At 31.8% G+C, this 13,930-nt stretch carries 5 protein-coding genes and 1 pseudogene; 4 read left to right on the top strand and 2 right to left on the bottom strand.

The features are described 5' to 3' along the window. Positions 1 to 250 precede the first annotated feature (250 nt). Positions 251 to 1,039 carry an SDR family NAD(P)-dependent oxidoreductase gene (locus ABUA27_RS09640; protein WP_349820624.1) on the bottom strand — a complete coding sequence of 263 codons (789 nt, stop codon included), beginning with the start codon at positions 1,037 to 1,039 and terminating at the stop codon, positions 251 to 253. 286 nt (positions 1,040 to 1,325) lie between these two features. Here ABUA27_RS09640 and ABUA27_RS09635 point away from each other — a divergent pair, with 286 nt between their 5' ends. The 4 genes from ABUA27_RS09635 to ABUA27_RS09620 all read left to right on the top strand — a co-directional run bounded on the left by ABUA27_RS09635 (position 1,326) and on the right by ABUA27_RS09620 (position 13,038). Continuing rightward, the gene (locus ABUA27_RS09635) at positions 1,326 to 6,401 is read left to right on the top strand and encodes a discoidin domain-containing protein (RefSeq protein ID WP_349820623.1); all 5,076 of its coding nucleotides are present in this window, start codon (positions 1,326 to 1,328) and stop codon (positions 6,399 to 6,401) included. A 366-nt stretch (positions 6,402 to 6,767) separates the two neighbouring features. Continuing rightward, positions 6,768 to 7,424, top strand: a complete 657-nt coding sequence (locus ABUA27_RS09630) for a PIN domain-containing protein (RefSeq protein WP_349820622.1) — start codon at positions 6,768 to 6,770, stop codon at positions 7,422 to 7,424. Between the two features lie 93 nt (positions 7,425 to 7,517). Next, positions 7,518 to 10,991: a hypothetical protein gene (locus tag ABUA27_RS09625; protein ID WP_349820621.1), complete on the top strand. Its 3,474-nt coding sequence runs from the start codon at positions 7,518 to 7,520 to the stop codon at positions 10,989 to 10,991. Then, positions 10,984 to 13,038, top strand: a complete 2,055-nt coding sequence (locus ABUA27_RS09620; protein WP_349820620.1) for a hypothetical protein — start codon at positions 10,984 to 10,986, stop codon at positions 13,036 to 13,038. Before ABUA27_RS09625 ends, ABUA27_RS09620 begins: the two co-directional genes overlap by 8 nt. Before the next feature lie 35 nt (positions 13,039 to 13,073). On the opposite strand, the pseudogene ABUA27_RS09615 reads toward ABUA27_RS09620, so the two are convergent. Then, positions 13,074 to 13,853, bottom strand: a pseudogene (locus ABUA27_RS09615) (ATP-binding protein); the annotation flags it as partial. Positions 13,854 to 13,930: the final 77 nt, after the last annotated feature.

The following is a 13,930-nucleotide window of genomic DNA, read 5'->3' as shown; positions in this document are numbered from 1 at the left end:
AATATAAGGCGGCACATTATGCATAAAAAAATGCCAGCCACTACGTGGCTGGCATGGGTACATGTTTTTAATTATTTTACCTGTCTACTTGACAGGGGCGCATCAAAATCGTGAGTTTTCTTCCGCACTGAGTGCCATTTACAAATGCCATTCTATGTGAAAGTTAATAAAAAATCAATTCAGATTATCAAAAAGACATATTCTTTCACCATATGTTTAAATACCAATAATTATTATATATTATTATTGACTATATGCACTTTACCATGCCACCGTCAACATTTAAGGCAACACCAGTAATATAATGTGCTGGTTCACTAGATAAGAATACAGCAGCTGATGCAATTTCTTCAGGTTTAGCATATCTACCCATTGGTATATTTGCCTTAGCAAACCAATCAATAGATTCATCACGACTCATACCAGTAGCACCTGCTAATTGATCACCTAACTGTCCTTCTGCATGCCATAACGGTGTATCTACAGGGCCAGGACACACAGCATTTACATTCACATTAAATGCTGCACAATAATTTGAATAATCTTTAGTAATCATAATATCAGCAGCCTTAATAGTATCATAACTAATTAATCCTCCAGGCTGTTTACCAAAGATGGAAGCTGTATTTACAACACTTCCCCAGCCATTTTTCTTAAAATGAGGAATACATAAATTAGTTAATCTCACTGGTGCATACATCATAAGTTCTGCATGTTTTCTGAATGTTTCTTCAGGGAATGTTGCAATATCACCCATTAAAGCTGTTCCTGCATTATTACATAGAACATCAATCTTTCCAAAATGTTCAGCAACATTTTTAATAAAATCTTTGCAGTTCTTTTCGTCTGTAACATCTACTTTTTCAACATAAACTTCATTATCTTTTAGTTCTGTCTTTAAAGAATTCAACCCTTCTAGATTTAAATCAGCTAATGCAAGTTTTGCTCCTTCTTTTGCATATGCTTCCGCAATAGCTTTACCAATACCAGAAGCGGCTCCTGTTACGATAACGACTCGATCTTTTAAACCTAATTCCATAACAATTCAATCCTCCTTGTATGTATAATTTATATATATAATTATACTCCTCGATAAAGTGCATATTCTACCAATACAGTATTTTAATAGTAATTTATCAGACACAAGACAATTAATTAAAAAAATACTTGAATAAGTACATTGTAAGTGCTATCATTTCACTGTATGAAAAACGTATAGGATTGTTACTATTGAATTAGGCAAGACCAGAGTAAACCTTCTTTTTAAGAGGGGTACTTTGGTCTTTTTTTGTTGGTCCTATATAAAAAGGAAAGGAAAACGTATAATGAACAAAAAACAAGGTGTTATTGGATTAGTTGCAACTGTCATGATTGCGAATGCTGCATTTGTTGATGTAAGACCAGTCTATGCTGTAGAAAACTTAAATCTTGCTAAAGGATGTACTGTTAATGCAAGTAGTTATGAAGTAGATTCTACATCACCAAGCAAAGCAGTAGATGGTGATATCAAGACTCGCTGGGGAACAGCACAGAATAAGGCAGACAATGAATGGATTGAAATTAATCTAGGTGGAGAAAAGACAGTACGTCAAATTAATATCAATTTTGAAAGAACTGATGATGCACAGAATATTCTAGGCTATAAGATTGAACTAGAAGAAAACGGACAATATAAAGAAGTATATAGAAAGACTACTAAGGCTAAACAGAATGAAATCATTCAGTTAGATAAAGATCATCAAGCGACTAAAGTAAAGGTAACTGTACTTTCTGCAGATGGAGGTACAATCAACTGGAAGAATGTTGGAATCAATGAAATTGAAGTCTATAGTAAGATTGTAGAAAAAGCAGATGCTACGCCTAATAAGAACCATATGGCAAACGCTACAGTCACTGCATCAAGTAGTGAAGCTAATACACTTAGCCCAGATAAAGTAAAAGATGGAAGCACAGAAAAAGCAAACCGCTGGGCAAGTGATTATGAAACTCCAACTACTAAGATCTGGCTCAATACTAAATTTGCTGGATTGACTCTCGTTAAGGAACTTAAGATTCATTTCTTTGAAAGAGATGTTGCTCCAATGCCATCTAACGTAAAAAGCTTTGATATCAAATACAAAGATAAAGATGGTGTAGAAAAACTTGCAAAGAGCTTTACTAATACAAAAAAGGGTGACGGTTATAATAACGAAGTTGTTGTTAAGTTCGATGAACCTATTGAAGCAAAAGAATTAAAGCTTTGTAACTTTGTTGCTGAAGCATCATCATGGAATAACGTAAGTATTGCTGAAATGGAAGTTTATTCTAATGAACAAACAGCACAGAAAGCAACTCTAAACTCTGTTGTCTCTTCTATTGAATCTCAGAGTAAGACAATTGAAGCAGATGTGAATACATTAGATATGCCAGCTGTACCAGCAGGATTTACTGTAAGAATCAATGGTGCAGATCTTGAACAGATCATTGGTGCAGATGGTAAGATTGTCCATCCATTAGTTGATAAGAATGTAAAGGTCTCTTATGTAGTTACAGAAACTGAAACTGGAAAAGAAAAGAAGACTGCAGATATTGACTATGTTGTAAAAGGTATAAATGAACAGTCTGCAAATAAGAATACAAAACCTACTGTTATTCCAGAAATCCAGGAATGGCATTCAAACTCAACAGAAAAGATTTCTATTAACTCATTAAAGACAGTGATTTATACAGATGATAAGTTAAAAGCTGTTGTAGATGAATTTGTACGTGATTATAAAGATTTCACAGGTATTAACCTTACAGTGAAAAAAGGTGCTTCTCAGGCTAATGCATTCAACTTTGAATTAAAAGCACCAGATACTCTTCTAGGTGATGAAGGATATACAATGGATATCCAGAAAGACCGTATCAATGTTGCGTCTGTTCATACAACAGGTAACATGTATGGTATGCAGACAATCCTTCAGATGTATAAAGAAGACAATGAAGGCTATAAGATTGGTAAAATGCGTGACTATCCTCGTTTCAAGACACGTGGATTCTTATTCGATGTAGCACGTAAACCAGTTTCATTAGATATGATGAAGGATGTTGCAAGAACAATGCGTTACTATAAGATGAATGACTTACAGACTCATTTGTCTGATAACTATATCTTCTTAGAACAATATGGTAAAGGTGATAATGAAAATGAAGCATTTAAAGCCTATGAAGCATTCCGTCTAGAATCAGGATTATCTAACGATAAAGGTGAAACACCTACTGCAAAAGACTATTCTATTTCTAAGAAGGACTTCAGAGAATTCATCCAGGGTGAAAGAGCATTTGGTATGAATGTAGTACCTGAAATTGATGTTCCAGCTCATGCCACTTCATTTACTAAAGTATGGCCAGAATTAATGGTTCAGAATAAGGTATCACCATTAAATAGAAATAGACCACTTATTGACCATCTTGATGTCTCTAAGAAAGAAACAAAAGATAAGATCAAAGAAATCTTTGATGATTATACAAAAGGTGCTAATCCAGTATTTGATGGAGAAACAACTGTACATATTGGTGCAGATGAATTCTTATCAAACTACACAGCATATCGTGGATTCGTTAATGATTTAGTTCCTCACCTAAAAGAAACAAATACAGTACGTATGTGGGGGGGTTTAACTTGGATCAAAGATAATCCAGTGACTCAGATTAAGAGAGAAGCTATTGATAATGTAGAAATGAACCTTTGGTCAGCTGACTGGGCAGATGGTATTGAAATGTATGATATGGGCTATAAGCTTATTAATACAATTGATGACTTTGGTTATATGGTTCCAAATGGAAACAAAGGACGTGCCAATGCCTATGGAGATTTATTAAACGTAAATAGAATCTTCAATCAGTTTGAAGCAAACAAAGTAAGAGTCAAAGGTGGTTCTTATAAGTATGTTCCTGCTGGTGATGATCAGATGTTAGGTGCTGCATTCGCATTATGGAGTGATAATATCGATAAGAGCGCATCAGGTCTAAGTGAATCTGATTTATATTGGCGTTTCTTTGATGCATTACCATTCTATGCAGAAAAGACATGGGCTGCGACTGGTAAGGAAAAAGGCAGTGCTGATGCTCTTGCTAAAGTGGCTCAGGATAAGGGAACAGGACCTAATACAAACCCTTATTACAAAGAAAATAAAAAGGGTGAAAACTATGAAAGCTATGATTTCAATAACGGTTTAAAGGATAGTTCTGAAAACAAACGTGACCTTAAAGAAGGAAAGAATACTGAAATCAAGGATAATGCATTAGTATTAAAAGATGGTGTAAGTTATGTCACTTCTCCAATTAAAGAACTTGGTAATGGTAATAAGCTATCATTTGATATTAAACTAAACAAACCTGCTAAACCAGGAGATATCCTATTTGAATCAGATGCGAACTATGGAACACATGATATCAGAATCATGGAAGATGGTAAGTTAGGATTCACAAGAGAACTTTATAACTATTATTTTGACTATGAATTACCAGTAGGTAAGACAGTCAATATTGAAATCACTACAGCTCAGCAGAAGACAAGTCTTTATGTTAATGGTGAATATGTATGTGATGCAAAAGGTAAGTTTATTCACAATGATATGGTGAAGAAAGACAATATCACACATTCAACATTTGCCTTACCATTAGAAAGAATTGGTTCTAAGACAGAAACAGTTTCTGCAGTAATTGATAACGTAGTAGTAACTGAAAAAGCACCAGAAGTAGATCTTTATAATAAAGCTTCTTGGACTGGTAAAGCTGAATCAGAAACACCAACAGCTCACGGTGGTCAGAGTGAAGGTATTATCGGTATGGCATTTGACAATAAGCCATCTACAATCTGGCATTCAGACTGGTCACAAGCTACAAAAGATAAGGTTCCAACAACATCTGGTGCTCCAGGTACAGGTAAGGGTGCTGATGGAAGTATTTGGACAGAAATTTCATTTGATAAAGCTTATGAAATCAATCAGGTATCATTCACACCACGTCAGGATTCTAACAGTGGCCAGGTGACTAAAGCTTCACTTTATATCCAGACTGAAAAGAATGGTGAATGGGTAGAAGTTGCGAAAGATCAGACATTTGATGCTAACAAGTCAGAAAAAACATTTACTTTTGATACACAGAATGTATATGGATTCAAGTTTGTAGCATCTGAATCAAATGATGGATGGGTAGCTATCTCTGAATTCAATATTGCGAATAAAGATGTAACTAATAACACTTATACTGTTTATGTAGAAGCAGAAAAAGGTGGTAAAGTAAGTGGTGGTCAGGAAGTTAAAGCAGGTAAGTCTGTAACTATTACTGCAACACCTAATAGAGGTTATGTATTTAAAGGATGGTATCGTCCTAATGGTGAAAAAGTATCTGATAAAGCAGAATATACATTCAACGTTAAGGGTAATACAGCTTTAATTGCGAAGTTTGAAAAGTCTTCTGAAGCAGATGTAAAGATTACAGATATCCAGAAGCTAGATGATCTTACTGTAGTAAAAGGTACTTCATTTGATTCATTAAATTTACCAAACAAAGTATCTATTACATTAGAAAACAATGAAACAGAAAAAGTAGACGTAACATGGAATAAAGCATCTTATAAGGCTAATGAATGTGGTACATATGTATTAGAAGGTACTCTTACATTACCAGAAGGCGTTGTAAACCCAGATGGCTTGAAAGTAGTTGTAAAAGTAACTGTTGAAAATAAGAAGTATACAGTTGCAGTAGAAAGTGATCAGAACATGGGTACTGTCAAAATGGATAAAGAAGATGGTATTTATGAAGAAGGTTCAAATGTGACTGTAACAGCAAAAGCAAACAAAGGTTATGAATTTGTGAACTGGACAGATGAAAATGGAAGAGAAGTAAGTACTTCTAACCCATATACATTTGAAGCAACTACAAACACTACTCTAAAAGCAAACTTCAAGAAGGTAGAAGTTACTCCAGCTAAACCATCATCACAGGATATCCTAGATGATTTACTAGCAGGAAATAAGGTACTGTCAGTTGTTTCTAAAGGACAGACACAGTTTGTACTTCCTGAAGTACCAGAAGGCTATAGTATTATTATTACTAAGGTAAGTCCTGAAGGTATTATCTCATTAGATGGTAAAGTAACAACTCCTAAGAAGGATACAGATGTGATTGTTAGTATCACTGTAACTGATGCAGAAGGAAAGACTGCAAGTCATGACTTTACTGTAAAAGTAATTGGACTTAATGAAGTAGATAAGGAAACTCCAAAAGATCCTGAAACAGGTAAGGATACACCTAAAGATCCTACTCAGGATAAGAAACCAGCTAAGACAGGTGATGCAACATCAATTGCAAGCTGGATCTCTATGATGACAGTAGCAGGTGCTATGTTACTTAAGAGAAAGAAAAGATCATAATACTTAATTGGTCTGAGAGATAGCGAAAGCTATCTCTTTTTTGAGTTCTAAGACAAAGAAAAAAACCACGACATAAATCGTGAATTTTCTTCCGCACCGAGTGCCATTGATGTATATGATTGTATGCTAGATTAAGTAGAAAATCAATAGAATATTTACGACTAAAAAGTGAAGTAACACCTATATGGTCTGAGAGATATCTAAATAACAAGACAGTACAGTTCATAAGAATACCTTTAAATCGTAATTCTTTTTATGTTTTTAAACGTTACATTTAAGTGCCTAATATTCGCTGTTGTCAGACGTTAACTAAAATTTTTATTTTTAAAAAAAGATAAAATAGTATTAGAGAGGGAGGCGCTCATTATGATTGAACAACAGAATAAACTTATTGATGCATTGTATGAAAAAAGTGTTATTTCACATAGTAGGAAACACTCAGAAATAATAGAGAGAACACTAGATTCTAAGATTATAGTCATAGTTGATTTTGAAAACTATCAAGCTATTCCTACAGACTTATTACATAAAGAGTATATCTATTACTTGTTCTGTGGTTATTACACCACAAAACCAGCACAAGAATATAAGGATATGCTGGAAGGTTATGATATCAATATCGTAGAGACTAAGAGTGTAGGAACAAACTTTGTGGATAATAGAATCTCTATGTATATTGGTTATATGTTTGGTAAGTATAATCCTAGGTTAATCATACTGGTATCTAATGACATTGATTATTATGAGATGGTGAGAGATTTAAAGGCTCATGGATATCCGATAATATTCAGGGAAATCTCAATAAGTAGTAAAGAATTATTAAGAAGACAAACAGATTACTTATTTGATAAACCAATGACTAAACCCACTGCTGTTAAGAAAGAACCAGTAAAGGATGATATGTCTGTACTGATGGAGAAGCTTGTTGAGTTGAATAATGGAAATAATATTATAGGAGCATCTTATAGGAGCATCAAAAATCAGATTTTACTTGAGATCGAATTTGGAACTATCAGAAAGTGAAGTTAAGGAAACGTTGAATATAATAAAATCACAATGTGAATTAACAGAAGTAAAAGGAGCAGAAGAATTCTATAAGTTAGAGGGTGAAAATTTATGAAAGAACTATTAGAAAAAATATTCGAACAAAGAAGTAATGGATTGTATTTTGTGAATACTCCAACAGGTTCTGCAAAATCTTATAGTGCAGTACAGTTGATGAAAAATAATTACAGGAAGTTTGATAAACACTTTATATTTATCACAAATAATTTGAATAACTTACCAATGGATGATTTAAAAAATGCATTAGGTGAAGATGAATATAAAACAAATGTATTACGTGTAGAAAGTGTTGTGGATAATATTGTGCATTATTTTTATGAAGCTCATATTCCAGATGAATTTCAAGATTTAGATTCATACAGAAACTTAAAGAAAAGTTTAGATATTTATAAACATTTCCAAAAGGAATTTAAGAATAGGAATGTCACATCGGAAATGCTTCAAAAATCTCAAGAAGATCTAGTATCAGCTGATAGTAAGTTTAGAAAAGAAGTTAGAAGTAAACTAATGACTGCTGAATTTAAAAAGAAGAATGTAGATGATAGAAAGAAAGATATGAAGGCACTTCATTCGTGGCTTAGTGTTCTATATCCTGCTATGTTTATTGAGGACTATAAGATTATTTGTATGTCTGTAAAGCGTTTCTTTACTTCAATTGATCCTATTTATAAGAAAAAGTATAAATTCTCTGAATCTGAAATTATTAACGACAGTATTCTTTTTATTGATGAAGTAGATGCAACTAAAAATGAAATTAACGATATTATTATAGAAAGTAGTTTAAGCTCAACTGTTGATTTGATTCCTATGGTTTATCGCATTACAAGTCCATTTATTCATTGGGAGGATAATACACCTAAAGATGTAAAGGATTTAGTACCTGAAAATGATTCGCAGTTAAAAGATATAAGAAAAAAAGCTTTAAAGATACGAAACAAATATCATGATGAGCTGCCTTATTATTGCCCAGGAATTAAAAACCGTAATTTCTTGATGAGTGATTCAACATTCCACGCAAGCTTTGATGGTTTATCTAAGAAAAGAGCTTATGTCTATTATGATGAGGAGCATAATAGAATGACCATCAAAATCTTTGATAGCGAAGAGAGAAAAAAAGAATTACCTAAAATAAGTAGTGAAGTGTATAGCTTATTCTCTATTATTGGTGAGATGAGTAATTTTTTGGTTTCTGTAAAGAGATATATTAAGAAACTCGGTTCAGCTCATAAAAACGATAAGAATCTAAAAGCAGAAGAAGATGATCTAATTAATGATGAAGAGGCAGTACGATCTATTTATCATTTATTCAAATTATCTGATCCCGATATATCATATATTGATAATGATATTAATATTCAGCCTGTAATGAAGGTGAATAAAACAAAGAATGAATTTAAGAAAACGAATAATTATTATAATAGAGGTATTCGTTCTTTTGAATTTACTAATAAGAAGGATAGTGGCTTTAATACAACTTTCCATTATATGCATCTTATTAAAAGTGCTGAATGTATATTAGCTATGTTAGCTAAAAAAGCCACTGTTATTGGATTAAGTGCAACATGTAATATTGATTCTGTATTATCAAACTATTCACTCAAGTATCTTAAAGAAACTCTAGAAGATGATTTTCATATTATTGAAGAAGAGGATCACCAAAGAATCCAAGATACATATTCTTTATTGAATGAGAAATATGAAACGGGAGAAATTCAAGTAAAGGTAGAAGAGATAGATTATCATAATGAAAATTTAAAAGAATCTATTAGATTAGTATTTTCTGATCCTAAACATCAAAATGAAGTCTGTAAGATTCTCACTCAGGATATGGAGGCAGATAAGAAGGGTTATTATGCTAAAAGATATTTGATGGTAGCACAAGCATATAGATACTTTGTATCACATAAAGATATTCATTCATTCTTATGTTTAAATAATGCTTTACCAAAAGAAACAGGTAACCTTAGATTGTTAAAACTTAAGGAACTATTTCGTTTGGTAAATATTGAGTGTGGTGTTGATGAAAATAAAAAGAATTATATCGTATTAAAGAGTGGTGCAACATTTGATGAGGATAAAGAGAAGATATTGAAATCTCTAAAAGAGGGTAAAAAGATTTTTGTGATTTCTGCATATGCTACTATAGGTGCAGGACAAAACATGGCATATGACTTACCTAAAGGCTTGGATACGATTAACTTAACTGATTTCGCAAATAAAAAAGATGGAAGAAATAAGAAAAAGGATTTCGATGGAATCTTCTTAGGAGATATCACGAACGTAATCACCAATCTCTATGATACTGAATCTGGATTTAAAGAAGAGGATTTACTCCATTACTTAATTGAAGTAGAGAATTTATATGAGAATAATGAAATTGATCATCGTACCTTAAGTAAATGTATCTCTGCAGGCTATAAGAAATTAAAGAATCCAAAAGAGAAAGGATTTAATACGGAACTTAAAGGCTGTAGAAGTATACGTCTCTCTAAGACAAAACAGATCATTCAAGCAGTAGGACGTTTATCTCGTTCATTTAATAAGAATAAAGTCATTCATATTCTAGTTACGAGAGATATCGTGAATAGTTTTGATACATCAATACTAGAAACTGAAATACTTTCACCAGAAACAATAAAACTCGCAGAATATGCTAAAGAAAGACAAGAAGATGTTCCTGTATATGATTATGTTGAGAATGAAGCCAGTCATATTTCTAGTTCTGGTAAGTTCTATATATATGAATTACTATCAGGAGATTGGACATCACAACAAATACAACGCTATAAGAGATTGGGTGAAACATGTTTAAAGCATCCTACTATTTCTAACAAGGATGATGAAATAGTTAAGGAATACTATATTCATTCATCTGAACCGATGAATAAATACTATTTCGTTGGTGAACATGATTTTGAATATACAGATGTTTATTTTAACGAATCTAAAGAGGAAGTTATAGTCAGACTACAGAATAAGAAAGATTCTGAACGAATCAAGCATATATACGAAGTTAGTGAAGAAAATGCACGTCTTTCTAAGATGTTGAATTATCCTGGTTTAAGAGAGGAGTTTGTTAAACATAAGTATGCCACTCGTTTTGAAGTAAATGATTATATGTTATCACCTGTTTTATACCAGAATATCTATAAGGGAAGACTAGGAGAGTTTGTAGGTCATTTTATTATAAAGAAAGAATTAGGTATTGATCTAGATGAACTTAAACCAAACGAATATGAACGTTTTGATTATAAACGTGGTAAGGTCTATATCGATTTAAAACATTGGAGATATTCAAACTTTGATTCTAAGAAAATGACTAAGAAGATTATTGATAAGCTAGATGAAATAGGTGGAGAAAAGGCAATCATTATTAATATATTTGATGAAAATAAATCAGATAAGATTATTGAATCTCCGAGAATCATTGAAATACCTTCTTTACTTGAAGAAGATGGATTCCATGCTAATCAAGAAGCAATTAATAAAATAAGAATGTGTTTGGAGGAATATAAAGATGATTAAAACAAATAAAGTAAAGCTTGAAATCCATTATGATCATATTATTCGTGATTATGACCTTTATAGAATACAACCAAAACAAACTGATGATAAAGATGAAGAAAAATGTGTTCTGAAAAGAAGCTTAGAAAAACTAGACCAATTATCTCCAGTATTAGCTGTACTTTATAGATATAAAGGTCCAGTTTATCTTATATTTGAAAAAGGAAGTGTATGTTCAGAAGACCTTCAATCACATGTCAATCAATATGATAAAGGCAGTATTGTAGAACCGTTAGATATAAAGGATCCTTTAAGTATAACACCGACTGAATTATCTCAATTGTTGATCAATATGTTGCCTAATATGGAATTCTCTCAGAAGTTTAATAACATCTCAGGTAGATATTTCAGTTTCAATCAGAAGTCTTTTAGAAAAGATTGTATTCTAGCATATCATATTAGTTTGATTGAATCAGAAACAAGTAAGCAGGAATGTATGGTGCATATGGAGGGTGAATCTTATCATCGTTTATCTAAAGTATTAGAGTATAATGACAAATATAGAAATGATATTTTAAAACTGCCTAGATATTACAAAAGTAATGAAGGATATGTACTTCGTCGATGCCTTACACCATTAAGTACAGATCAGTGTTTTGTGAGAAGAAGTGTATATCGCAGACAAAGAGAGGACTTTGTGAATAGTTTAGATATTCATGATATACAGGGGTTTGAAAATTCTAAGTGTGGTATGTTGCATCAATTTTATATTGATGTTGATTTACATCTTAATGATTATATTCAATTACATCCTATAGATTTAGATAATGAACAGATGGCCAATACATATTCAGACTTCTTATCCCAGGATTATATAAGAAATCTATATAATGATTTAGGTGTTCATTTGATTGACCGTGTGAACGATAGTTCATCTAAGAAGATGATTGATTTAATTGTTTCTAAATTAAAGGATAGAGGTATCGATAATATTCATTATGATAAAGGTAAACAGTTCAATATTGCATTGATTCATAATCAGAAATATTGTAAGAACAACAAAATACCAGACCAGCATGTCAGTGATTTAAACTTCCAACATATCACTTATGAGACTTGTATTGCTAGAGATAATACAGTTGATATTAGTGATAATATTATGGATAGGATTCTAATGGAATTACTTATTAAAAGAGATATCGCAAATAGAAGTATATCTATATATCACTGGAATTGGGATAAACCAGTTGAATATGTTACAAGAGAATCTGAACGTTGTGGTAATAAAAAAATTACTAAGTATTTTCTCTTAAGTGTATTTCCTGATGGGAGCATGGATTACTATAAGATTGAGGATGATACTTCAGAACTATATCAGAGATATGAATCTGTCTTTACAAATTATAAAAGTTCTGTTTTTGAACCAGAATTATTGATTTCTACTCAAGATTATCAAGCTTTAATAAGTGATAGTAAGATGATGGTTTTACCTGATTTAAAAGAACTTGATTTTAGACTCAATGCATATAGGAAAGATAAAGAAATTTCCAAGAGTAAACTAACACGTCTATTAAAGTCTTTTGTGGAAACAAATGAAGAATACAGAGAAGAAATAGAACGTATACTAAAGAATTTAAATAAAAACACTTATCAATATCAAGAGGTGGTTAGAAAAGCATCTAAAGCTGGTAATCCACCACTTATTAATTTAGCTACTTCTTTAGGAAGAAAGTTTGTAAAACATTGTAGAGATACTTCTAGAGTAGTATTTAATCCATGTCTTAAGAGTGATGTTGTAAAGGTATTTCAGCATATTTATACTTTGAAGGATGAGGAGGATTCAAAGAAGTTATACTATTATGTTGGTAAAAAGGAGCCTATGAAGTTTACTCTTGTCAATGCATGTCATATTCGTAGAATAACAGTGCTAGAAGGAGCATTAGATGATGACTTTAAGAAGTTCATCTTTGATCAATTAAGTGTGAATTTCATTAGAAATAATGATTATACAGTAGTTCCATTCTTGAGAAAATATATAGAAGAATTCAAGAAACTGAATAGTCAATAACAAAACTAGGCTGTAGCGAATCTAATCGCTGCAGCCTATTCTTCCAACAACCAATCTATGATATTAATTACCTTAATACCATTATAATTTCCAAGTGTATATCTATCTAAAGTAAGGATTATTTTCTCATAATTGTCTTCAATTAGTTTTAGAGGACTAATCTCTCTGTTAAAAGTATTCTCGTCCACAAGTGATGCAGTAACTTGTATATAAGTGTAGACATCATTTCTTTTCGCAATGAAATCAACCTCTGCAAGTCCACTTCGTCCAATATTTACAATATATCTTCTTCTTAGAAGTTCTATATATACAATATTTTCAATCATGAATCCTAAATCATAAGATTGCTTTGGGAGAATACAATTTAGAATTCCCGGATCTACAGTATAATACTTCTTATTAGACTTTAATACTTCCTTGCCTGATATATCCATCACTTCAACAGGATAATAAAGGTATGACTCACACAATGCTTCCATATCTTTCACAATCACAGTATTATTTATTCCTTCTAGATACATATCAATTTGTTCTTTATCCAGTTGTATTTGATTAATATAGGGGAAACTACCAGTTTTCATATATTTCTGAAAAGCTTCTTCTTTATCAGTTCCAGGTTTATATATTTCTTTAAATGATAAAGGAAGAATATGTATTTCTATATATTGACTGTTTAAATGTGTGATTGGATGCTTGGTGGATCTTACAATATAGATATCAATATTCTCTTTTACATAAAGGCTATCTACAACTTTTCCATAAGAAGGAACATTCTGTATTTCATCTAAGAAAACATAAATCATTTTGTTTTCTGCTAATCTGTTATGAAATGACGATTGTCAAGTGGAAATAACACATTTCTTTGATTTTCGTTTTTCGTTTTCCGTTTTTT

The sequence above is a fragment of the Catenibacterium sp. RTP21428st1_D7_RTP21428_210409 genome, from assembly GCF_040227455.1.
Lineage (GTDB): Bacteria > Bacillota_I > Bacilli_A > Erysipelotrichales > Coprobacillaceae > Catenibacterium > Catenibacterium mitsuoka_A.
The sequence above is the reverse complement of the archived record's forward strand: the minus strand, read 5'-3'. Positions and strand labels throughout refer to the sequence as shown.